The organism is Embleya sp. NPDC005971 (assembly GCF_040629175.1).
GTDB lineage: Bacteria > Actinomycetota > Actinomycetes > Streptomycetales > Streptomycetaceae > Embleya.
The window spans coordinates 38,066-60,579 of the sequence record NZ_JBEXUX010000058.1 but is presented as its reverse complement, the minus strand read 5'-3'; the positions used below and the strand labels follow the sequence as shown (position 1 = coordinate 60,579).

Annotated in this window: 21 protein-coding genes and 1 riboswitch; of the genes, 11 read left to right on the top strand and 10 right to left on the bottom strand. The window is 70.2% G+C overall.

Translation table 11 applies throughout. The annotated features are described in order from the left end of the window. The first annotated feature begins 28 nt into the window (after positions 1-28). The 4 genes from ABZ374_RS36635 to ABZ374_RS36620 are packed head-to-tail and all read left to right on the top strand — an operon-like array spanning position 29 to position 3,217. A complete protein-coding gene (locus ABZ374_RS36635) occupies positions 29-781 on the top strand; it encodes an amino acid ABC transporter ATP-binding protein (protein WP_360319719.1) in 753 nt (250 codons plus the stop codon). 13 nt (positions 782-794) lie between these two features. Then, entirely contained in the window at positions 795-1,751 is a 957-nt protein-coding gene (locus ABZ374_RS36630) for a glutamate ABC transporter substrate-binding protein (protein WP_360319699.1), read from the top strand. Positions 1,752-1,766: 15 nt separating this feature from the next. Beyond that, positions 1,767-2,411: an amino acid ABC transporter permease gene (locus ABZ374_RS36625; RefSeq protein WP_360319697.1), complete on the top strand. Its 645-nt coding sequence runs from the start codon at positions 1,767-1,769 to the stop codon at positions 2,409-2,411. Beyond that, positions 2,408-3,217: an amino acid ABC transporter permease gene (locus tag ABZ374_RS36620; RefSeq protein WP_360319695.1), complete on the top strand. Its 810-nt coding sequence runs from the start codon at positions 2,408-2,410 to the stop codon at positions 3,215-3,217. The genes ABZ374_RS36625 and ABZ374_RS36620 overlap by 4 nt, the downstream gene beginning before the upstream one ends. Positions 3,218-3,227: 10 nt before the next feature. Here ABZ374_RS36620 and ABZ374_RS36615 read toward each other — a convergent pair whose 3' ends face one another. Beyond that, positions 3,228-4,286 (bottom strand): MerR family DNA-binding transcriptional regulator, encoded by a 1,059-nt coding sequence (locus ABZ374_RS36615; protein WP_360319693.1) that lies wholly within the window; start codon positions 4,284-4,286, stop codon positions 3,228-3,230. A gap of 141 nt (positions 4,287-4,427) precedes the next feature. On the opposite strand from ABZ374_RS36615, the gene ABZ374_RS36610 reads away from it, so the two are divergent. Continuing rightward, positions 4,428-4,754, top strand: coding sequence for a plasmid stabilization protein (locus ABZ374_RS36610; RefSeq protein WP_360319691.1), 327 nt, complete (start codon positions 4,428-4,430; stop codon positions 4,752-4,754). A 60-nt stretch (positions 4,755-4,814) separates the two neighbouring features. On the opposite strand, the gene ABZ374_RS36605 is transcribed toward ABZ374_RS36610, so the two are convergent. Next, entirely contained in the window at positions 4,815-6,182 is a 1,368-nt protein-coding gene (locus tag ABZ374_RS36605) for a cytosine permease (protein WP_360319689.1), read from the bottom strand. Beyond that, a riboswitch (TPP riboswitch) is annotated at positions 6,178-6,321 on the bottom strand. (Overlaps the previous gene by 5 nt.) A 195-nt stretch (positions 6,322-6,516) precedes the next feature. Next, positions 6,517-7,725 (bottom strand): CHAT domain-containing protein, encoded by a 1,209-nt coding sequence (locus tag ABZ374_RS36600; RefSeq protein WP_360319687.1) that lies wholly within the window; start codon positions 7,723-7,725, stop codon positions 6,517-6,519. A 359-nt stretch (positions 7,726-8,084) separates the two neighbouring features. Here ABZ374_RS36600 and ABZ374_RS36595 point away from each other — a divergent pair, with 359 nt between their 5' ends. Continuing rightward, a complete protein-coding gene (locus ABZ374_RS36595) occupies positions 8,085-9,692 on the top strand; it encodes an alpha/beta fold hydrolase (RefSeq protein ID WP_360319685.1) in 1,608 nt (535 codons plus the stop codon). Positions 9,693-9,747: 55 nt separating this feature from the next. Here the strand turns inward: ABZ374_RS36595 and ABZ374_RS36590 are convergent, their stop codons facing one another. Then, entirely contained in the window at positions 9,748-10,104 is a 357-nt protein-coding gene (locus tag ABZ374_RS36590; protein ID WP_360319683.1) for a peptidase inhibitor family I36 protein, read from the bottom strand. A 261-nt stretch (positions 10,105-10,365) separates the two neighbouring features. Here ABZ374_RS36590 and ABZ374_RS36585 point away from each other — a divergent pair, with 261 nt between their 5' ends. Beyond that, entirely contained in the window at positions 10,366-10,719 is a 354-nt protein-coding gene (locus ABZ374_RS36585) for a hypothetical protein (RefSeq protein ID WP_360319681.1), read from the top strand. 77 nt (positions 10,720-10,796) lie between these two features. Here ABZ374_RS36585 and ABZ374_RS36580 read toward each other — a convergent pair whose 3' ends face one another. Together ABZ374_RS36580 and ABZ374_RS36575 are read right to left on the bottom strand one after the other, a co-directional pair. Further along, on the bottom strand, positions 10,797-10,892 hold the full coding sequence (locus ABZ374_RS36580) for a DUF397 domain-containing protein (protein WP_360319717.1): 96 nt from the start codon (positions 10,890-10,892) through the stop codon (positions 10,797-10,799). Beyond that, positions 10,853-11,851, bottom strand: coding sequence for a DUF5753 domain-containing protein (locus ABZ374_RS36575; protein WP_360319679.1), 999 nt, complete (start codon positions 11,849-11,851; stop codon positions 10,853-10,855). The genes ABZ374_RS36580 and ABZ374_RS36575 overlap by 40 nt, the downstream gene beginning before the upstream one ends. A 242-nt stretch (positions 11,852-12,093) precedes the next feature. Here ABZ374_RS36575 and ABZ374_RS36570 point away from each other — a divergent pair, with 242 nt between their 5' ends. Next, entirely contained in the window at positions 12,094-13,650 is a 1,557-nt protein-coding gene (locus tag ABZ374_RS36570; RefSeq protein ID WP_360319677.1) for a carboxylesterase family protein, read from the top strand. 172 nt (positions 13,651-13,822) lie between these two features. Here ABZ374_RS36570 and ABZ374_RS36565 read toward each other — a convergent pair whose 3' ends face one another. After that, the gene (locus ABZ374_RS36565; RefSeq protein ID WP_360319675.1) at positions 13,823-15,211 is read right to left on the bottom strand and encodes a DHA2 family efflux MFS transporter permease subunit; all 1,389 of its coding nucleotides are present in this window, start codon (positions 15,209-15,211) and stop codon (positions 13,823-13,825) included. A gap of 124 nt (positions 15,212-15,335) precedes the next feature. Here ABZ374_RS36565 and ABZ374_RS36560 point away from each other — a divergent pair, with 124 nt between their 5' ends. Beyond that, positions 15,336-15,857 (top strand): MarR family winged helix-turn-helix transcriptional regulator, encoded by a 522-nt coding sequence (locus ABZ374_RS36560; protein ID WP_360319673.1) that lies wholly within the window; start codon positions 15,336-15,338, stop codon positions 15,855-15,857. 7 nt (positions 15,858-15,864) lie between these two features. On the opposite strand, the gene ABZ374_RS36555 is transcribed toward ABZ374_RS36560, so the two are convergent. Both ABZ374_RS36555 and ABZ374_RS36550 read right to left on the bottom strand, forming a co-directional pair. Beyond that, positions 15,865-19,752, bottom strand: a complete 3,888-nt coding sequence (locus ABZ374_RS36555) for a hypothetical protein (RefSeq protein ID WP_360319671.1) — start codon at positions 19,750-19,752, stop codon at positions 15,865-15,867. A 35-nt stretch (positions 19,753-19,787) separates the two neighbouring features. Further along, the gene (locus ABZ374_RS36550) at positions 19,788-20,201 is read right to left on the bottom strand and encodes a hypothetical protein (RefSeq protein WP_360319669.1); all 414 of its coding nucleotides are present in this window, start codon (positions 20,199-20,201) and stop codon (positions 19,788-19,790) included. Positions 20,202-20,393: 192 nt separating this feature from the next. On the opposite strand from ABZ374_RS36550, the gene ABZ374_RS36545 reads away from it, so the two are divergent. Continuing rightward, positions 20,394-20,789: a PPOX class F420-dependent oxidoreductase gene (locus ABZ374_RS36545; protein WP_360319667.1), complete on the top strand. Its 396-nt coding sequence runs from the start codon at positions 20,394-20,396 to the stop codon at positions 20,787-20,789. 139 nt (positions 20,790-20,928) lie between these two features. Further along, on the top strand, positions 20,929-21,300 hold the full coding sequence (locus tag ABZ374_RS36540; RefSeq protein WP_360319665.1) for a VOC family protein: 372 nt from the start codon (positions 20,929-20,931) through the stop codon (positions 21,298-21,300). A 20-nt stretch (positions 21,301-21,320) separates the two neighbouring features. Here the strand turns inward: ABZ374_RS36540 and ABZ374_RS36535 are convergent, their stop codons facing one another. Next, entirely contained in the window at positions 21,321-22,463 is a 1,143-nt protein-coding gene (locus tag ABZ374_RS36535; protein WP_360319663.1) for an FAD-dependent monooxygenase, read from the bottom strand. Positions 22,464-22,514 lie beyond the last annotated feature (51 nt).

Here is a 22,514-nt window from a genome sequence, read left to right as displayed (position 1 = left end):
CCCTGCCCCCGTGTCGAAGGCGAGTCGAATACCTGTGACCTCGGAAGACCCACTCGTCGTTCTCTCCGGCGTGAACAAGCACTTCGGGTCGCTGCACGTTCTGCGCGACATCGATCTGACGGTGTCCCGCAACGAGGTGGTCGTCCTGATCGGCCCCTCCGGCTCCGGCAAGTCGACGCTGTGCCGCACGATCAACCGGTTGGAGACGATCGACTCCGGCAGCATCACCATCGACGGCCTGCCGCTGCCGGCCGAGGGTCGAGGACTGGCCCGGCTGCGCTCCGAGGTCGGCATGGTGTTCCAGTCCTTCAATCTCTTCGCGCACAAGACCGTGTTGGAGAACCTGACGCTGGCCCAGATCAAGGTCCGCAAGCGCAGCAAGGCCGAAGCGGTCAAGAAGGCCCGCGAGTTGCTGGACCGGGTCGGCCTGGCCGACCAGGCGCCCAAGTATCCGGCGCAGCTCTCCGGCGGTCAGCAGCAACGAGTGGCCATCGCCCGGTCGTTGGCGATGGACCCCAAGGTGATGTTGTTCGACGAGCCGACGTCCGCGCTCGACCCGGAGATGATCAACGAGGTCCTGGAGGTCATGCGCACGCTCGCGGTCGAGGGCATGACGATGATCGTGGTCACCCACGAGATGGGCTTCGCCCGGTCGGCGGCCAATCGCGTCGTGTTCATGGCGGACGGTCGGATCATGGAGTCGCGCCGCCCCGAGGACTTCTTCGACCACCCGGAGACCGACCGGGCCAAGGACTTCCTGTCCAAGATCCTCAAGCACTGACGGGGGTCCGAACATGCGCACCCGACGCCGCTCTCCACGCCGTACCCGACGCCACGTCCACAGCCGCGCCCGACACCGCACGCACACCGCCGCCCTGCTCGCCCTCCTCCTCGCCGGCGCCCTCCTGGCCGCCTGCGGCAAATCCGGCACTCCCCCACCCAAGGGCCCCAAGGCCAAGGACCTGCCGACCTATCAGGTCGCCACCGACGTCACCGTCGACTCGCCCACCTTCCGCTCGGCCAAGTCGCGCGGACGCCTGATCGTCGGCACCAAGGCCGACCAGCCCTATGTCGCCCAGCAGGATCCGGCAACCGGCTACTACTCGGGCTTCGACATCGAGATCGCCAAGATGACGGCCGCCTCGCTGGGCTTCCCGCCGGACCGGATCGAGTTCAAGACGATCACCTCCGCCAACCGCGAGACGTCCCTGCAGAACGGCGAAGTCGACTACTACGTCGGGACGTACACGATCAACGACAACCGCAAGAAGCTGGTCGGCTTCGCCGGCCCGTACTACATGGCCGGTCAGGCGCTCCTGGTCCGCAAGAACGACAAGGACATCAACGGCCCGCAGGACCTGGCCGGCAAGAAGGTCTGCTCGGTCGCCGGATCCACCCCCTACCAGCGCCTGGTCGCCGACTACCCCAAGGCCACCGCCGTCGCCTACGACAGCTATTCGGTCTGTGTGGACAACCTGATCAGCCTTCAGGTCGACGCCGTCACCACCGACGACACCATCCTCAAGGGCTACGCCGCGAAGGTGCCCGACCAACTCCGGCTGGCCGGCGAGCCGTTCTCGAAGGAACCGTACGGAATCGGGGTACCACGCGGGGATCGCAACTTCCGCCTCGCGCTCGACGACGCGATCGTCGCGCACGAGCAGAACGGCGACTGGAAGCGCGCCTACGACTCGACCCTCGGTCTCTCCGGCGTACCGGCCCCCCAGCCGCCGCCGGTGGACCGGTACTAGCGGAAGGCGTCGACGATGAACGTCCTGCTCGACAACTTCGCCCTGTTCCGCAAGGGCTTCGTGGGTACCCTCGAACTCACCCTGGCCGCCTCGGCGATCGCGCTCGTGATCGGGGTGCTGATGGCCGGCTGCCGGGTCTCCCCGGTCCGGCCGCTGCGTCTGCTCGGCGGCGTGTGGGTGACCGTGCTCCGCAACACCCCGCTCACGCTGCTGTTCTTCGCGGTCGTGCTGGGCCTGCCCAGATTCGGCGTGGTGCTCCCGTTCTTCACCCTCGCGGTGCTCGCCCTGGGCTGCTACACCTCGGCGTTCATCTGCGAGGCCGTTCGCGCCGGGATCAACACCGTGCCGGTCGGCCAGGGCGAGGCGGCGCGCAGCCTGGGCATGAACTTCGGCCAGACGCTCAACCTGATCGTGCTGCCGCAGGCGGTGCGCGCGGTGATCCCGCCGGTGGGCAGCACGCTGATCGCGCTCGCCAAGAACACCGCGATCGCCGGATCGTTCAGCGTCGTCGAACTGCTGGGCACGTACCGCACGCTCAACGAACTCGGCTACGACATCGTCGTCACGTTCCTGTGGATCGCGGTGGGCTATCTGATCATCACGCTGTCCATCAGCGCCCTGTTCCGCTTCCTGGAGAAGCGCCTGGAGGTGGCCCGATGAGCATCGAGAGTTCGGCGCTGTACGACGTCCCCGGACCCAAGGCCCTGGCCCGGCACCGTACTTACGGCTGGATCGTCACCGTACTGCTGCTCGGCGTGCTGGCCTGGGTGATCTACAAGCTGATCGACACCGGCCAGTTCGACCACGACAAGTGGGCGCCGTTCGAATACGTGGGCGTGCAGAAGTTGTTGCTGCGCGGCCTCGGGCACACCCTCCAGGTCTTCGCGTGGGCGGCGGTGCTCTCGCTGGCCTTCGGCGCCGTGTTCGCGGCCGGCCGGCTCTCCGACCACCGGGTGGTGCGCTGGATCTCCGGTCTGGTGGTGGAGTTCTTCCGGGCCATGCCGGTGCTGGTGATGATCTTCTTCATCTTCATCGCGATGAAGGTCGAACCCCGACTCGCGCTGATCTCCGGACTGACCCTGTACAACGGCTCGGTCCTGGCCGAGGTCTTCCGCGGCGGCGTCAACGCGGTCCCCAAGGGGCAGAGCGAGGCGGCCTACGCGCTGGGCATGCGCAAGACCACGGTGATGGTGAACATCCTCATCCCGCAGGCGGTGCGCACCATGTTGCCCACGATCATCAGCCAATTGGTGGTCACGCTCAAGGACACCTCACTGGGCTACCTGATCTCCTACGAGGAATTCCTGTACGCCGGCAAGCAGATCGCCACCAACCTCGACTACAGCCTTCCCTTCATCCCGGTCGTCATCGTGATCGCCCCGATCTACATCGGGATGTGCATGCTCCTCTCCGGCCTCGCCCGCTACCTGGAGAGCAGCGGCCGACGCCGCCACAAGACCGCCTGACGACGCCGACTCAGGCGTCGTCAGGAAGCGGCACCGGCATCACCAGGGTGGTGAAGCTGCCCTGGTCGGCGGAACGCAGCAGCACCGGCCGATCGGCGGCGGCGATGTCGAGCAGGACGTCCGGGCCGACCCCGGCGTCCAGCGCCGGTACCAGCTTCGCCGGGTCGAAGGCGAGCCGGATCGGCGGGCCGGTGCAGATCGCGGGCAGCGTGCGGTCGGCCACCCCGACCCGGTCCGGGTCGACGGTCAGCACACGAACCGAGCCCGCGTCGCCGTCCAGCAGCGCGTCGCGCAGGGCGGCGCGGTCGACCACCGCACGCGTGGTCGGTACGGCCGAGGTGGCGAGCAGGTCGCGGTAGGCCGGATAGTGCTCATCCGACGTGGGCAATTCGTGTACCTCCTCGCCCGCGCGCAGCCGGCAGCCCGTCGTGTCCAGTTCGAGGGCGATCTCGCGATGCCCGGTCGCCCACGCGCCGAGCGCGCTCAGTTCGCCCACCGGGATCAGTGCCCGTCCCGGACCACCTTCGATCCGCAGTGCCCGCAGCGTGCGTACGGACAGCCGATACCGATCCGTCGCCACCAGGCGTACCTCGCCGTCGGCCACCTCGACCAGCACACACCCGAGCACCGCCGGCTCCCCCTCCCCCGCCGCCGGCGCCACCTGCCGCACCGCGCTCGCCCATTCGGCGCCGCCGACCTCGGCCCGCGTACCGGTCGTGTTCAGCGCGCGCAGCACGCCCTCGACCACGTCCCGCGCGATGTCCACCCGTCCCCGCATGCGGTCCAGATGGGTGCGCAGCAGCGCCTCGGCGCGTGCCGGCGGGCCGTCCAGTACGGCGACCGCGTCCGGCAACGACACCTCCGCCTCGCGCAGCTCGCGCAGGCGCATCGCCCGTGCCTCCTGGTCCGGCGCGTACAGGCGGTATCCCGTGTCCGGATCCACCGACGCGGGCCGCAGCACACCGCAGTCGCTGTAGTAGCGCAACGCGCTGGGGCTGAGTCCCACCCGCCGCGCGAACATCCCGATCGGCACCAGTACCTCGTTGTTCGTGTCGCTCGTGTCGTCCATGCCGCGAGTCTGTGGCTTCGACCGACTCGAAGGTCAACTCCGCTCGGCCGGCACCGATGATCCGCCCGAACGCGGGTAGCGGACAGCACGCGACGGCAACGCATGAAACGACACGAACAGGAACGAACAAGGAGGTTTGCCATGCCACGCGGATCCAGCCCGAAGCGCGAGCGGCAGTACGAACACATCAAGGAGGGTGCCCGAAAGCGCGGCACCGGCGAGAAGCGCGCGGAGGAGATCGCCGCCCGAACGGTCAACAAGGAGCGTGCCCGTGCCGGCGAGTCGAAGACGGCGAGCCGTTCCTCGACGCACGACATGTCCTCGGCCGAGCGCGGTGGCCGGAACTCGCACAAGGGCGCGCAGGGCCCGACCTACGACCAGCTCTACGCGGATGCCAAGCGGCGCAACCTCAAGGGCCGCTCGACGATGAACAAGGCCGAGTTGGCCAAGGCGCTCGGCACCCGCTGACCCACCGGTGGATCACGGCCGCGTCGGGAGGAGGCACCCGACCGACGCGGCCGGCCCACCTCAACGCGCCGCGACCGCCCGCCGCCGGTCCCACGCGACCGCGACGTACGCGGTCACGCCCGCGAGCGCGAACGAGAACAGCGAGGCCGAGGTCCAGGTCTGCGCGTGGATGTGCAGCGCGTCCTGGATGTGCCCCCAGAACGTCGCCCACCACTCGACCGAGCCCGGGTTGATCAGCTGGTACATGCAAAATCCCAGCGCCCACGGCGCGACCATCACCCAGCGCGCCGGCGCGTGGTCGCCCAGGTCCCAGCCGGCCCGGCCGCGCCCGGCAAACAGGTCCACCGCGAGCACGCCCAGTAGTGGGATGAAGATCGAACCGATCAGCGACAGGAAGCTCGCGTAGGTGTCGAAGTCGTTCACCATCAGCGCGAACCCGGTGACCAGCGCACCCACACCCAGGCAGAGCACCCGGCGATCCACCCGCGGCGCGAGGTTCTGGATGGACATCGCGGTGCTGTAGACGTTGGCGAAGCTCTGGTCCACCTCGCGCACCACCAGCACCGCGAAGAACACCCACCCGGCGGTGACGCCCAGGAACGAGTCGAAGATCTTGTCCGGGTCGCCGCCCACCTGGGCGAGGGCGACCAGGCCGAGCAGGTAGCACCAGATGCTGGTGATCGAGAACCCGCTCAACGCGGCCCAGAACGCGGGCTTGGTGCCGCGCGAGTGGCGGGTGTAGTCGGACGCCAACGGGACCCAGGAGACCGCGACCGCGAGCGCCGCGTCCATCGCCGGGAAGAACCCGGACCACGAACCCTCGGTCATCGGCGGCAGGCCCTCGCGCCACAGCTGCACCGAGAAGTAGAGCATCGCGATGCCCACCGCGACCGTCACGTAGCGGCGCAGGATCCGCAGCATGCCCAGCGGGCGCAGCGTCATCGCCGTGGTGACCGCGCCGGCGGCGACGATGTAGAGCCAGTGCGGGCCGTCGCCGTCGGTCATCGCCTCGATGCCGATCGAGATCACCAGCAGCTCGAAGGTGCCCCAGCCGATGCACTGGACGATGTTGAACACCGTCGGCACGTACGAGATCTTGGTGCCGAACAGGCCGCGCAGCACCGTCATCGCGGGTGCGCCGCTGCGTGCACCGGGGATGCCGGCGACCGCGACCATGAGCGTGCCGATCAGCGTGCCGCCGACGGCCGCGACGATCGCGGCGACCATCGACAGTTGCGGGTAGCCGACCGGGGCCAGCACGTACAGGGCGCCGGAGAAGCCGAGCAGGCTCACCCCGAGGTTGGCCCAGAACGCCGCCTGGTCGCGGAAGCCGAGGGTGCGTGGTGGGGCGGTGTCCAGGATCAGGGGTGCCTCGGCGCCGGCGTGCGGCGTCTCGGGGCGTGCGTCGTCGACGACAGGAGCCGACATGGCTCTACCTGCTCTCCCTACGCCGGCATTACCCGGACAGGTTCAAGCGGTCGGTGGCCCCGGGGTGTGCACCGGCTCGACGCCGACACCCCATGCCGCCCTCTCAGCCCGGTTGGTCCGAGCTCCCGCGATGGCGTGGCGAACAGTACGCGCCTCGCGGGCGGCTTGGGAAGGCGGGGTGGGGGAAGGCGACCTCGGGCCGGGTCGCCCGGCGGGCGCGGGAGATGCCCCCGGGTGGTGATTCGCGCCGTCCCGGGCGGGTGCGGCAACGTCCTGGGCGGGCAGGCGGCACCGACCCGGATCGGCGGCACGTGCCGTTTTCCACGGGTAGGGCTCACCATCCCGAGTGGGTGAAGCCCGCCCAGCCGGTCAGGTCGTCCGGGACGATCGCGCGGGCGCGGGCGGCCAGTTCGGCCGGCATCGCGGCCGGGATGCCGCGTTTGGGGTCGCGCAGCCACAACTGCGCGGTACGCACCGCCTGGGCCGGGGGCAGGTCGCGGCGGTCGAGGTAGTGGTGGGCCATGTACAGGACCAGCGCGGTGGTCGTCTCGTCCACCGGCCACAGCGTGGACACCACCGTGTGGGTGCCGGCCGTCAGGTATTCGGCGCCCACCCGCCAGGTCTCGTCGTGACCGCCGGCCGGTACGAACGCGATCGGGTCGCCGGCGGTCCGGCCGATCTCGATCGGGCTTCGCCGGACCGGCTCGCTGCTCCGCCGCGCGGCGACCTCGCACAGCAGGCGCGGTGCGCCGATGTAGGAGATCTGCGCGTGTTGCAGCGCGTGCCGGCGGCGGCCGTCGACGAGTGACCAGGCCGCGTGCCACGGGACCATGCCGAACGGTCCGGCGGGCAGCAGGACCAGGGACGGCGCGCGGCCGAACGAGCCGGGCAGCGCGGTCAGTACCGGTTCCATCACCGCGCCCCAGGCCCAGCCGCACAACGCATCGAGCAGGTCCGCCCAGTTCTCCCGATCGCCCTCGGCCAGGGCCAGGCCGTAGTCCAGTTCGGGCAGGTCGAGCACCCGCGTCGTGCCGTCCGTGCCGGTCAACACCGCTGCGCCGGGGACGAGTTGCACCAGCGCGTCGCTGCCGAGCCGGCCCAGCGCGGCGGCGATCTCGGCGGCGGACGGCGGGTCGAGCAAGCTGCGCCAGGCGATGCCGCGCGGGTCGAGTCCGATCCGGGCCGAGGCCACCTGCGCGGCGGCCCGGAGCAGGTGGGCGTGCTCCGGCGCGGCCCGGTGGGCGCGTCGGAAGCAGATCCGCGCCTGGTCCCAGGCCCGTCGATCACCGCCGGGCGCCGCGCTCGCGCTCGCGGCGTGGGCGATGCCGGCCGTGTAGGCGAATTCCGGCCAGTGCGCATCGGCGCCGTCCAGCGCGCCGAGTGCGTCGGTCAGCAACTCGATCGCCTCCGCGAGCAACTCGCGCACGGCGTCCGGACCCTCGTCCGTCGACTCCTCGGCCAGCGCCTCGGCACACCGTGCCCGACCGCGCTCGCCCCGTTCCCACGCCCGCCGCGTCTCCGCGTCGACGTCCTCCACGCTCACCCCCGCTTGCCCCCGCTCGCGGGACCACGGTACCCGGGCGACGCCCGGGCGGGACGCAGCGCGCACCGATACCGCGATCAAGAAATCGGCGGGGCCGACCGCCACCGGGCACCGGCCCCGACCCGACCCCACCGTCGCCGTCCCACCACCGTCCCGCCGGCGGTTCGTCGACGCGCCGCCGACGCCGTTCCCCCGCCGCCGAAACCGCGCGAAGCGGACTGCCTCGTGGCTCTTCCGTCCTGGTTTACCGGCGCGTAACTTACTCGTGAGTCACCTCTCCGACGCCGTCCCTGGGCGTCGTTTCACCCTGCAATCTCGCGGGTCGGGCCACGCCCCGACCATGACGTCAGGAGACCCTCATGGGTCGATTCCGCATGCGCCCGGGCGCTCGTGCGGTCGCCGTCGTCTCGGCCGCGATTCTCGCCGGGACCACGCTCGGTCCCGCCGCGTCGGCCGGCACCGTCCCCACCCACACCCCCGCGGCAGCCGTGCAGGCCGCCGCGGGAACGTCCCTGCGCTTCGTCGACATCCCCGGCGACGGCGGCACCAGGCTCGCCGCCAACGTGATCGCCCCCACCGGCGGCGCACCCGACACCCGCTACCCGGTCGTGGTGCTCCCGACCAGTTGGGCGATGCCGCAGATCGAGTACGTCGTGCCCGCGCAAAAGCTCGCCGAGCGGGGCTATGTCGTGATCGGCTACAACTCGCGCGGCTTCTGGCAATCCGGCGGCGAGATCGAGACGGCCGGCCCCGAGGACATCGCCGACGCGTCCCGGGTGATCGACTGGGCGCTCGCCAACACGCCCGCCGACCAGGGCCGGATCGGCATGGCCGGCGTGTCCTACGGCGCCGGCATCAGCCTGCTGGCGTCCGCGTTCGACCCTCGGATCAAGGCCGTGGTCGCGATGAGCGGCTGGGCCGACCTGATCGACTCGATCTACAGCGGCCGAACCGAACACGCGCAGGCCGCCGCGCTGTTGGGCGGCGCCGGCTTCCTCACCGGCCGGCCCAGCGCCGAACTCACCGAGATCCTGAAGAACTTCCTCTCCGGCAACCTGGCCAAGGAGGCGGACATGCTCGCGTGGGGCGCCAAGCGCTCGCCCGCGACCTACCTCGATCGGATCAACGCCAACGGCGCCGCGATCATGCTCGGCAACGCGTGGGGCGACTCGCTCTTCCCGCCGGACCAATACGCGGACTTCTACACGAAGTTGACCGGCGCCAAGCGACTGGAATTCCGTCCCGGCGACCACGCCACCGCCGAATTGGGCGGCCTGTTCGGACTGCCGAACGACATGTGGGCCGATTCCACCCGCTGGCTGGACCACCATCTCCGGGGCGTCGACAACGGCATCGACCGGGAGCCGCCCGTACAGCTCAAGCCCCGTACCGGTGACGGTGGTTACGAGGGCTACCCGAGCTGGTCGGCAGTGCCGTCCGCCACTCGCACCATCGCGCTGACCGGGACCCAACGCGTCCTGGCCAACCTCGACTCCGGGGCGAACGGCGGCACGGTCTTCCTGTCCAGCATCCTCGACCAGTTCCTGCGGATACCGCCGGTCGCCTCGATCCCGCTGCTGCCCAGAGCGTTCGCGGGCGTGTGGCAGAGCGACCGCTACGACACGCAGACCAGGGTGCGCGGTACGACGAAGCTGCACACCACGGTCACCGCATCGCACGAGAGCGGGACGATCTTCGCCTACCTGTACGACGTCGGCCCGCTGGGCGTCGGCAAGTTGGTCACCCACTCGCCGCTGAGCTTCCACGGGAAGACACCCGGAGTGGCCTTCCCGGTCGACATCGACATGTACGCGACGGCCTACGACGTACCGGCCGGCCACCGCCTCGCCGTGGTGCTCGACACGGTCGATCCGCTCTACCTGGAGCACAACCCGTTCGGCGCCGGACTCGCCTTCTCCTCGCCGGCGAACGACCCGTCCACGGTGACGGTGCCGGTCCGCGACTGAGGTCGCGACGGCCGGTGCTCCCGTCGGGGCACCGGCCGTCGCCGGCGCGAAGTGCTCAGCAGGCGCCCGGCCCGACGCCGTCGATCCGCCCGCCGAAGTCACCGAGGTACTTCGAGCGCCAGTCGCCGTTGAACACGTCGCGCTTCTCCACCGGGCTCCAGTCGACGAAACACGCCCTGGTGCTCGCGACGGCCGAGCCGACATGGTCGTGGAAGGCCGGCGGCATATCGCGATAGCCGCTACGCGCGGTCCACTCCCACGTGTTGCCGTGGAAGCCCTCCCCGGTCCAGAAACACACCGAACCGTCGTTGCACGACGGCGGCGCGGCCGGCGCCGCACTCGCACTCGTCACCGGCAGCAACAGGGCGGTCAACGACAGGGCGGCGCCGAGCGCCAAGGTACGCGTACGCATGGGCTTCTCCACGATCGAAACGGCGACGGCCAATCCGCCGCGACGCCGCCATGCTGCTGATCCCGAACCCGAACCGCCATCCTTCCCGGTTGTTACCACTCGATCGGGGACATGCCGTCCCTATCCGGCCCAGCGGCCCACAGACCTGGTCGCCGCGTGAATCATGCCGCTACGCTGCGCCGGTGACTTTCCCCCTCGCCCACCCACGACCGACCCTCAGGGCACCTTCGAGCCACCCCGGCCGCTGACCTGGCGCCCGTCGTGTACCGCATCACCCCGCACGACCCGGCCGAAGCAGCTCCCCACCGCCGCATTCGCCACAACTGCCACGAAAGCCTCGCAGCCGCGTACTCCGCAGTGCACCACGAACCCACGCCACCGAAGTCCCCCGGTTCTCCCAAGCGCGCCTGGACCCCCTACATGTTCTACTCCCGGGACAACCGCGAACGCGTCAAGCGTGCGAACCCGGACGCCTCGTTCACCACCATCGGAAGAATCCTCGGCACCGAGTGGTCGAACCTGTCCGCAAAGGCCCAGGAGCCCTACGTGCGGCAGGCCGAAGACGACCGATTGCGCTACGAGGCAGACAAGGCACGCTACGACGCGAAGCAGTAGGGCGTACCGAGGCCGGCTTCCGGAGTCGGCCCCGGCACGCCTTCGACGGCAACCGACGTGGAGATTCCCAACTGGGCTCAGGGTTGACGAAGTTGGGCGATGGGAGATGCCCAGGCCGAGTGAGCCACGGGTATCACTGGGGATCGGGGTACTTTGCTGTCCCGGATGCCCAGGGCAGCGCCGATGACCGCAACTTCGACGCAATCGTCATTTCCGGTGTAGCCGGACTTGATCCTACGAGGTTCGCGCTGAACTCGATCGATCCGCAAAGCTCCTGTTGCCAGCCCGCGATGGCGCTGTGGGAAGCCATCTGGGACAGCGCGGACGTATGCAGGCGATCGAACGTTGCTCCGAAGTGCTCGACGTCATCGGGCCTGTCGATCAGAAGTGAACCGGCGAATTGTTCCAACCAGGCGGCGTATCGACCTCGCTGCGGCTCCAGGATCAAGCACGGTGTGGATGCCGTGAATTGCGCCCCGGACGGAAGGACTTGCACCCTGACGTGCGGATGTTCCGAAACAACCTGCATAAGGTGGTCGAGTTGACCGGCCAGGACCTCCGGACTTCCCACCGGCTGGTACAGAGCACTCTCGGCAATGATGAACCAGGCGGGTCGACCGCCACGAAAGAGTCGTTGCGCCCTCTCCATCCGCAGTTGTTGTCTCTCGCGGGCCTCCGCCATGGACAGGGCGGGATCGTGCATGAGGATGATCGCGAGGGCGTAGTCCGCAGTTTGGAGTTGCCCCGGAATGAACATCGTCTGATAGCAGCGGACGGTCGCCGTCCCGGCCTCCAACCGCATCAACCGATGGAGGCGTTCAGGCCCGTCCGTAATGAAGGTGCGCCAGGCTCGACCCATCGGCTCTTCGCACGCCGCATCGGTGGCGGAAAATCCGAGCGCACTCAGCGGCCTCCCGAAGAAGTCCTCCAGCACCCGTTGATAGTCCGGCGTCGGAAACGGCGGATCCGTGCTCTCCCACCGCCGGACCTGACGCACGCTCACCGCCAGTCGCATGCCCATCGCGAGGGCGTGTTCCTCGAACGCGTCGGCGAAGCCGGCCTGGGAGTGCAGGCCGAGGGTGCGTCGTGCGGTCACCAGCTTGGAGTTGGCTCCGAGCGGTCGTGTGGGCATGGCATCTCCGGTTGGTCCATCCCCACGCGCCGGCCCCGGTGTTCGCGCATGCAGGGATCGCAATGTGGCGAATTCGCCTGTACACACGGTAGCGATTCGGACACATCACACGTAGTCATTCGGCCAAGGTCCGCAGACGGCGCCCTGACCGCCGTGCAGTTCGGGCATTCCGGTGACGGCTCGCGTGGGTTCGGTGGGACGCTGCCACTGCGTGCAGGAACCGACACCCAGGGAGACGACGCGTGCCGAACGACGACACCCTCGAAGTGCCGACCACCTACGGCCCGGTCTCCGGCCTGGTCGCCGAAGACGGCACGGCCCGCTTCCTGGGCATCCCGTACGCCGCGCCGCCCACCGGGGTCAACCGCTTCGCCGCGCCGGTCGCCCCCGAGGTCTGGCGCGACCCGCTGCCGGCCCACGACTTCGGTCCGACCGCCCCCGGGCCGAACGACAGTCCGCTCGACGAAATGCTCGGCGGCAAGGACCCGATCCCCGGAGACGGCTGGCTCAACCTCAACGTATGGACCCAGGCGCACGCCCCGGCCGTCCGCCGACCGGTCCTGGTCTGGATCCACGGCGGCGCCTTCGTGCGCGGTGCCTCGGCCGGAACCGCCTACGACGGCGCGACGTTCGCCGCGCAGGGCGTCGTGTGCGTATCCATCAACTATCGCCTCGGCGTCGAGGGGTTCGGCTACATCGCCGACGCGCCCGTGCCGGCCAATCGCGGGTTGCTCGACCAGATCTTCGCGCTGGAGTGGGTGCGGGACAACATCGCCGGGTTCGGCGGTGACCCGGACGACGTCACGGTGGCGGGCGAGTCGGCCGGCGCGATGAGCATCCTGGCCCTGCTCTCGACCGGCCGCCGAGATCTGTTCCACCGGGCCGTCGTGCAGAGCGGCAACGCGCACGTGGCCCAGACCCGCGAGGACGCCGCCCTCGTCGTCGACGCGATCGCGGCGGACCTGCGGGTGGAAGCCTCCTTCGCCGGACTGTCCCGCGTGTCGCCCACCCGCATCGTCGGCGCGCAGACCCGGGTGCACAACGACATCGTGGCGAACGCGGATGCGGCGAAGTACGGCCACAGCACCATCCAGACCTGCGGCATGTCGCTGGTACCGGTGATCGACGGCACGCTGTTGCACCGCCGCCCCATCGACGCCATCGCCGCCGGGGCGGGCGCGGACATCCCGCTGCTGATCGGCAGCAATGTCGAGGAGAACCGCCACTTCGTCCCGCTCACCGCAACGAGCGTGCCGCCCGAGGACTGGCAAAAGCGGCTCACCGACTACGGCGTGCCGGACAGCGCCGCCATGTACGACCGGTACGCGGCCGGCGCTCCGATCCCCTACCCCCGCGACACCGCCCCCGCCGTCTTCGCCGCGGTGATGACCGATCGACTCTTCCGGATTCCCACCTACCGGATCGCCGAGGCCCGGGCCCAGGCCCCCGCCACCACCCACGTATACGAGTTCGGCTGGCGCACGCCGAAGATCCGCGACGAGAACGGCCCGCTCCTCGGCGCCTGCCACATCTCCGAGATCCCCTTCGCCTGGCACTCCCTCGACGCCTCCGGCGTGGACGCCCTCGTGGTCGACGCACCCTCGAGCCTGGCCGACGAAATGCACCGCCGCTGGGTGGAGTTCATCCGCACCGGCTCCCTCACCGACTGGCCCGCGTACGACACCACCCAGCGCCCGGTACTCACCTTCCACCGAGACAACGAGCCGTCGAACGAGATCGTCCTCGACCCCCGCGGCCCCGAACGCCACCTGTGGGAAGGCTCCCTCGACCCCGAGTGAGATCGGCCGACGCACCCGATCACCGGATGTCCCATCCGGCGGAACTCCTGCTCACCAACGCGGCGGCGGCGGCCGATTGGCCGGTGTGGTCCGCCGCCGACCGGGTCGGCCCCCGCCTCCGCGCGGTCGGTCCGCGCCGGGTGGCGTGGTCGTGCCCGGTTCCGTGTCGAGGTCAGCCACCGTCGGTTTCCTTCCGAGGCAGGAACAAGGCAGGGATCAAGGCGATCAGGGTCGCGCCGACGAGCCACCGGAACGGTTCGGCGAAGGCCGCGTCCGGTGCCGACCGGGAGCCCTGGGCGGCCAGGACGGCGGTGGCCACCGCGACGCCCAGGGCGCCGCCGACTTGGAGCAGGATTCGGCTGAGGCTGCTCGCGTTCGGGATCTGGGCGCGATCCAGTTTGTGATAGACGGCGCCGAGGAGCGCCACGGTGACCACCCCGATGCCGGCGCCCCGGACCAGGAGGGCGGCCACCAGCAGCTTGTGGTCGTGCGCTCCGGCCGGGGTGAACGGGAGCGTGCCGACGATCGCGCCGCCGAGGCCGACCAGTACCACCGACCCGGCCGCCGCCTCCGGGGCCAGGCGATCGAGCGCCGATCTGCCCACCAGAGCCCCCGCCCCTTGCACCGCGAGCATCAACCCCGCGCCGAGCACGGACAGGTGCAACACGCGCAGGCAGTACAGCGGCAACAGCACCAGGCCGCCGTAGAAGTACGCGCCGGCCAACAGCAGCGACGCTCCCGTCGCGGCGAACGTCGGCTCGGCGAACAGCCGCACGTCCACGACCTCGTCGTGGGATCCGTACCGCGCACGGACGGTGAACACCATCGCGAGCACCACGCCGGCGGGGATCGCCACCCACGCGGCCACGCCCGGTCGTCCGACCTGCGACAGACCGTAGACGAGCACGGCCAACGCGCCGGACAACAACAGCAGACCGAACGGGTCGAACGGCAACCCGCGTTCGGCGGCCCGACGCGGGATCCCACGCCAGGCGAGCACGAGGGCGACCAGACACAAGGGCACGTTGACGAAGAAGATCCAACGCCAGTTCGCGTGATCGAGCACCAGGCCGCCCAGCAGCGGTCCCAGCACCGGCGCGACGACGGCGGGCACCCCGATGGCCGCCATCGCCCGACGCGCCTGTCCCTGCCCCGCCGAGCGCACCAGCAGGGTTTGCAGCACGGGCATGGACATCCCGCCACCGATGCCCTGGACGACGCGGAAGGCGACCAGGCTCGGCGCGCTCCAGGCCAGCCCGCACAATACGGAGCCGACCAGGAACACCACGAGCGCGGCGATCCACACCTGCGCGTCGCCGAACCGGGCAACCGCCCAGCGGGTGGCGGGAATGGCGATCGCCGCCGCGATCGCGTACCCGGTGACCACCCACTGGATCGTGGTCACCGGGACGGCGAACTCGCGGGCGATGTCGTCCAGCGCCACGTTGACGATGGTCGTGTCCACCAGCGGAAGCACCGCGCCGAACAGCAGGACGACGACGAGTCTGCGTGTATCGCTCGCCAAGGACATCGTCCGCTCGGCCCGCACCTGCTGCGTCATGCCGACCAACCTCCTCAGGGATATGTGCATCAAGCACACGCTTCGCCTATGGCCATAAGCGTGCGCTTCGCACGCACATAACGCTACCCCAATTGCGTGCGGCTCGCACGCTATGATGTGGACCATGGACGAGGACTACGGGCAACGCCTGGAAATCGCACTCGGTGAGCTGCTGCAACGACGCACCCGGCACGGCCTGTACGCGGAACTGGTCGCCGGGATCGGCCGAGGACTCGACATCAGGTCCTATCCCGTCCTGAGCGGCCTGGCCCGCTGCGGCAACCTCACCGCGGTGCAACTGGGCACCGAGATCGGGCTCGACCGCTCCGGCACCAGCCGACACGCCACCCGCCTGGAGGAGGGCGGCCTGCTGGTCCGCCGCCCCGACCCGTACGACGGCCGAGCCACCCTGCTGTGCCTGACCGAGGACGGCGAACGGGTGATCGCCCTCCTGCGCGACCGCCTGGCCGCCATCCTCACCGAACGCCTCGGCACCTGGCCGGCCGCCGAAGCCGAGAGCTTCGTCGCCGGCATGGAACGCTTCGTCCGCGAACAGCGCACCGACCCCGCACCGGACGAGTCGGGCGAGGCCCCCGACACGTCACCCGGGAGCGCCGGTCGCGCTCCGCACCGACCGGGTTCGTGAGCCTCGACTAATCCGGGGAAGGTGGGCCCGCGACCTCCCGCCAGTGGGCCAGTGACCTGCGGGTGTCCTCGGTCTGCTCGTCGCCCGCACCGAGGTGGGCCTCGCACTCCCCCAGCAGGCGGGTGAGGTCGGCGACGGCGGCGTCGACGTCTCCGGCGGCTCCCCGCCAGTGCGCGAGGGCCCAGCGCGTGTGCAGGGTGTGCGGATGAGTGGGTCCGAGCACCCGCAGTCGGTCGGCGAGCAGTTCGGCCAGACCGGTGACCGCCGCCTCGGGGTCACCGCCCAGTCCGCGTTGGTGCGCCGTGTCGTGGCGTACGCCCATGGTCAGTTCGTGCTCCGGGCCCAGCACCCGCAGGCAATCCGCCAGGAGTTCGGCGAACGCCGACTCGCCCGCCTCCCGGTCCCCGGACGTGAACAACGCGTCCGCGGCGGGCAGGCGCAGCCAGAGCACCTCCGAGGCGTCGGCGCCGAGAACGGATGCGTAGTCGACGACCAACGCGGCCAGCCGCTCGGCCCGTTCGCCGGGAGTGGTGGGGCGTTCGCTGACGATCCGAAGCCTGGGCAGCACCCCCCGCGTGGCCTCGGCGTCCGCACCGGAGGTCTCCAGGAGACCCCGCAACTGCTCCCGGTATGCGGCGAGAGCACCCGCCACGTCGCCGAGGTAGTCGCGGCAGTAGGCGAGTTCGCCCAGCACCTCCAACGTCTGCGGATGGTGCGGGTCACGGACGGCACGGCTGTCCGCCAGCAACGCCTCCGCGTCGGCGGCGGCCGGGACGATGTCACCGGCTTCGACGAGCCACCACACCCGCTGCCGGCGGGCGGCGAGCGTTCGATCGTGGGTCACTCCCAACACAACCGCGTATTCGACGGCGAGTTCGGTCCAGAGTTCGAGGGTGGTCGCCGGCTCCCGTTGCTCGCGCGCGAACCCCTCCAGCCCGTCCAGCACGCCGACGGTGTCGGCGTGTTCGACGCCGCGCGCCCGCACCAGATCGGCCAACAATTCCAGGCGCACGGTGTGGGCGCCCGCCGGATCGCCGGTCAGGCCGCGCAGCGCGGCGATGATCAGCGCGGTGTCCAGGGTGTCGGAATGCACCGGGCCCAGTACGCGTACCTGGTCGGCGAGCAACGCCTCCTCCGCCGCCAACGCTTCCACCCGCTCGCCGATCAGCGCCCGGCAGACGGCCGCTTGATGACGGATGCGGAGTGTCTCCTGCGCGTCCGGCCCGGAGTAGCGGATGAACAGGGCGGGAAGCCGCTCGAAGTAGCCGTAGGCAAGTGTGAACTCACCGGACACCTGTAACCGCAGTGCGGCCAACATCAGCGACCGCATGGCGCCCAGGAGTTCCGCCTCGGGAATCGGACTCGACGACAACAGGTCCGAAAGCAACCCGTCCAACACTTCGGCCGCACTCGCCGAATCACCCGCTTGCGTCTGCCAGTGCGCCAACGCGATTCGCGTGGACACGATTTCGGGGTCGGTCGGATCGAATACCCGCGATCTGATCGCCACGAGTTCGGTGAACGCGGCCACCGCGTGGGCATGGTCGCCCGCCACACCTCGCCACCAGGCGAGGTTGTGCCGGGCGACCAGGACGCTGGATGCCTCCGGGCCACCGATCGGGGCGGCCGTCTCGACCAGCCGGGTCAGGATCTCGGCGGCCTTTTCCACGTCTGCGGCCTCGCCGTATCGCGTCGCGACATTGCCGATCGTATTGACCACGTTGAACAGATCGGCGGTGGCATGACGCCAGTGCCGAAGCCCGTCCTCGAGCAGTTCCCAACCGGCGGCGAGGGCCCCCGCCAGGTCGCCTGCGGTGTAGCGGGCAAGCAGCATCTTCGAGAAGACGTTCACGTACTCGTGCGTCGAGAACCGGTCCCAGTGCGCGACGGGCGCCATCGCGCCGACGATCTTCGCGTACTGCTCCGCCGCATCGGCCGGCGCGCCCGAATCAAGCAACGCGTCCGCCAGCTTCAGCCGCATCTCACTTGTCTTCGAGTGGTGTTCACCCCGCACTCGCGACATGTCGGCGACCAGTGGGCGCAGGTACTCCACGGCAGCCGGAAAGTCGTCGAGTTCCATGTACCAGGCGGCAAGGCCCCATCGCATCTCCAGCACGGTGGAGTTGTCGGGGCCGAGCGCCTTCGTCGCATCCTCCACCAAGGCGGGAAGGGTACGCACGGCCTGAGCCGCTCCCTCACCCGCTTCGGCCTGCCAACGCAGGACCTCCAGCCGGCAGTTCAGGGTATTGGGATCATCCGGACCGAGAATGCGCGCACAATCGACGGCGAGCTCGCCGTACATGCGTTCGGCCTGCTCCGCCTCGCCGACCCACCCGGTCAACCCGGCCATGTCCCGCCGAACGGAAAGAGTTTCCCGGTGATCGGGCCCGAACAACCGAATTCGAGTCGCGAGCACCTCGGCCATCGCCTCGGCCACCCCGTGCACGTCACCGCCCAGGCAACGGAATCTGATGTGGTGTTGCCGAAGGTCCAGGCTGGTCTCGTGCTCCGCGCCCGACAACCGCACCGCGTCCGCGTGCAGCCGATCGTAGACTTCGGCCACCCACAAGGGATTCGGCGACCAGTTCCGTCCCCGTGCATACAACACCTGGTCGACCAGCGCGTGGACCTTGCCGATCAGCAGGGTGTGACCGTGCTGCGCCACCAGTGTCTCGGCATTGGCCATCACCAGCCGAACGAGTCGGTGGTCGTCCTCCGTCTCGGGCCAGGTCGCGCGCAGGGCATCGGCTGCGGCCCTGCCGACGCGCCCGAGTGCCGGCGGGTCCAGGGCTTCGCGGGCGGCGCGCTGCACCAGCGCGTGCACTCGCACGAGGCCGTCGGCCACCGTGACCAGGCTCAGCCGACGCAGGTTGTGCAAAGCGTCGTCGGCGTCCTCCGCCGAGGCGGTCGACGTTTCGGGGCCGTTCGTGAACAGCGCGCGGGCCGCGTCGCAGCGCAGTACCTCCACCGGTATCGCGTTCGGATCCAGCACACCGATCAGCTCGAGCAGCGGCCGGGCCAGACCCACCGGGGCCAGTCGGTCGGCGGCCTCGATCGACAGTGACCAGGTCGTGGCGACGGTCAGGCTGTAGTCGTCCGGCATCATCTCCACGTCGGGGTCCGGGACCAGATCCACCAGACGCCGCCGCCGGTCGGCGAACCGCTTGCGATAGTCGGCGCACGATACGTCCCGGTCCAGGATGTACGCCGCCGCCTGGGACAGCGCGAGCGGCAGGTGACCCAGGTCCTCGGCCAACAACTCGGCGTCGCCGAGCAGCCGTTCGTCCTCGTCGAACTTGCGTCGCAGATAGCCGAGCGACTCCTCGGGCGTGAACTGGTCGACGTCGTACACCCGTCGGCCGCGCAGCAGCGCCGAGTCCCGGCGCCGCGTGGTGACCACGGTGCGACCCAGGGGGTGGCCGGGCGGCCAGAGTCGAGCCAGGTCGCGCGGGACCTGGAGGTCGTCCAGCACGATCAACCAGCGGACCCCGCGCGGCTCGGCGAGCCAGTCGAGGAACCGGGCGGCGCCCTGTTCGGGGTCGTCGTCCTCGACGCCCGTGACATCCGCTCCCGCTCGGGCGTATCCGGTGACGATCGCGTCGCGTGAGTTCGCGGTGATCCACACCAGCAGGTCGACGTCGGCCGATTCCCAAGCACTGTGGGCGAGTCCGGCCGCGATCTGGGTCTTGCCCGCTCCGCCGAGGCCGGTCACCACCAGGCACGGCGGCGCGGCTCCGGGCGTGGTCGGCTCGGCCGGCCGCGTGCGTTCCAGCCAACAGTCGGCCAGGGGCGGGAGTGTGCCCACCCGATGCGGAAACGGCACCGGATGCCGCCCGTTGATCACGACCGGGGCGTGGAAGGTCCCGGCCGGGCCGAACACCGTGGTTCCCGGCACTTCCGTGCCGGGAACCTCTCCGAACGCGCCCGGTGTTACCCCGCGTCCGGCGTCGGCGGGGGGACGGGCAGCTGCCCGTAGCTGATTGTCACGGGGGCGGTGAAGGTGCCGGCGGCGCCGTAGTTGGTCTGCACCGTCACCGTGTACACACCCGCTCGCGCTCCTTCCGGGTCGAGCAGACCCAGCAGCCCACGCGCGGCGGTCAGCACCTCCTCGTCGGTGTCCGCGCCGGCGGCCACCAGTTCGGGGCCGAGCTGCGCGGCCAATTCGTCGGGATCGTCACCGGCGGCCTCCAGCGCCTGCCGGACCCGGTCAGCGGACCCGAACCTGGCCAGGAGCATGCCCCTCAACCCGGTATAGGCGTCCCTGATCGCGTTGCCGGCGGTGTCGCTGACGCCCGCCCCGGCCCCCGCAGCCAATGCGGCCAGGATCAATTCCAAGCCCGTCACGGTGCCCCTCCCCAGGATCGTGATGCGGCCTCGATCCTTGCACCGGACGGCGGCGCCGGCACCTCGTTCGAGGATGTTCGTCCCGTCATGCGTCTTGACATCAAGTCCACTTGAACTTCTAGGTTCGACACAGGACCTCGGGACCCCGGGATCTCCGGGGGGGGCGGCGAACAAGGACGGAGCGCGGCGGACATGGCGACGTACAGCGAGATCGAACGGGCGTACCTGCTCGGGCAGGACCTGGGGCGGCTGGCGACGGTGGGCCCGGACGGCGAGCCGCAGGTGCGGCCGGTCGGCTTTCGGCTCAACGAGGACGGGACCGTCGACATCGGCGGGCCCAAGCTGAGCGCGAGCCGAAAGTGGCGCAACGCCGAGCAGAATCCGGCCGTGGCGTTCGTCGTGGACGACATGACGCCGGACGAGCCGGGGGCGTACAAGCCGGGTTGGGGGCGCGGGGTGGAGATCCGCGGCCGGGCCGAGTTGTTGCGCGACCACGAACCGCCGTTCGCGGTCGGGTTCTTCAGCAACGAGGTGCTGCGCATCCACCCGGATCGGGTGATCGGCTGGAACCTGGAGGACGGCTCCTGACCCGGCCGGACAGGCACTGCCTCGGGCCCGCCCGGCCGAACGCGCCCGCGACCGGCCGGGCGCGGGGGCTCGACACGCCGGCGGACCGACACCCCCCGGCTGTCCGGGTGCTGTCGGTCCGCCCGCCTACGCTGCCCCGATGAGGATCAACCGCGTCGTTCCCAGCGTCTCCGCCACCGAACTCGGCCCCAATCGCGACTTCTACCAGGACTTCCTCGGCTTCGAGCCGGCCATGGACGAGCCCGGGTTCGTGTTGTTCCGCTCGCCGAACAACCCGACCGCGCAACTCATCGTGGTCACCGAGGACTGCGACTGGGACGCCCAGTCCGGCCGCACGGCGATGTCGATCGAGGTCGAGGACGTCGACGCGGCCCACGCCCGGGCACTCGATCGGGGCTACGAGGTCGTCTACCCGATCACCGACGAACCGTGGGGCGTACGCCGCTTCTTCGTCCGCGATCCCAACGGCAACGTGCTCAACATCAACATGCACATCGCCCACCGGGACTGACCCACCCCCGGCCCATCCGCTCAGCGAGCGCCGATCGACGCCCCCAGCGCGTGCCCGCCGAAGCCGTCGTCGGCGTGCTGGGCCGCCCACCAGTCGACCATGTGATCCGGCGTCATGGCAGCCCAGTCCGGGGTGTTCTCGACCATCGCGTAACCCATCGCCCGGGCCACCCGGACCAGGTCCGCGCCCGCCGGGTGGCGCTCCGCCTGGTAGCGCGCCAGCACCTCGTCCCACGAACCGTCCCGACCCACCTCCCGGCACGCCGTCTCGAAGGCCACCGCGTCCTGGATGCCCTTGACCGCACCGCTGGCCACATGCGGGCGGGCGATCGCCGCCGCGTCGCCGGCGACCAGCGCCCGACCACTGGTGTAGGCGTCCACCACCAGGTCGTTGATCGGCTGGATCAACGTCTCGCTCTCGGGCGTGGCCGTCACCAGGTCGGCCCAGAACGGCGGGAAGTACTTGCGAGCCAGCTCCAGCAGCGCCGGCCGCGGGTTGTCCGTACCGCCCACGGAGCTGTACAGACCCCACGACATGCGATCGCCCGCGCTGCCCGGTATGCGGTACATCACGCCCTGGCCGTTGGGTATGCAGATCGAGATCAGGTGATCGATCGGCTCGTGCTCCCACGCACAACTCCCGCGCCACATCGTGTAACCCGCGTATTGCGGCACGGCGGCCGGGAACAACGCGCCACGCACCGCGGAGCCGTATCCGTCCGCGCCGACCACCACGTCGTAGTACTCGCGGGTGCCGTCCGGCAACACCACCTCGCCGTCCGCGCCCAGGGTGACCGGCGTGCCGCCGCGATAGTCGACCTCGGCCGGCACCCGGCGCCGCAACCCCTGCCACAACTGGCCCCAGTTGTACATCCGGAACGCGGCCGACTGGTCCCAGACCAGTCGTCCTCGCGGCGAACCTCCGTCATCGAGGAGCCATTTGCGCCCCACCACGTTGCGCCACGGGGTGCTGTCGTCGATATAGCCGGCGGCCTCCAGTTCCACGTAGCGATCCACGTGCAACGCGATACCCACGCCCCGGTCGGCGAGTTCGCCGGTGGTGCGCTCGTACACGGTGACCTCGGCCCCGCCACGCGCCGCCGCCAACGCGAAGGCGCAGCCCGTGATGCTTCCGCCGACCACGGCGACCCTGCCTACCGGCATGCCATCTCCCCTTGTCCGCATCCGACTTCGTACGGATGTCCGAACGCGCGT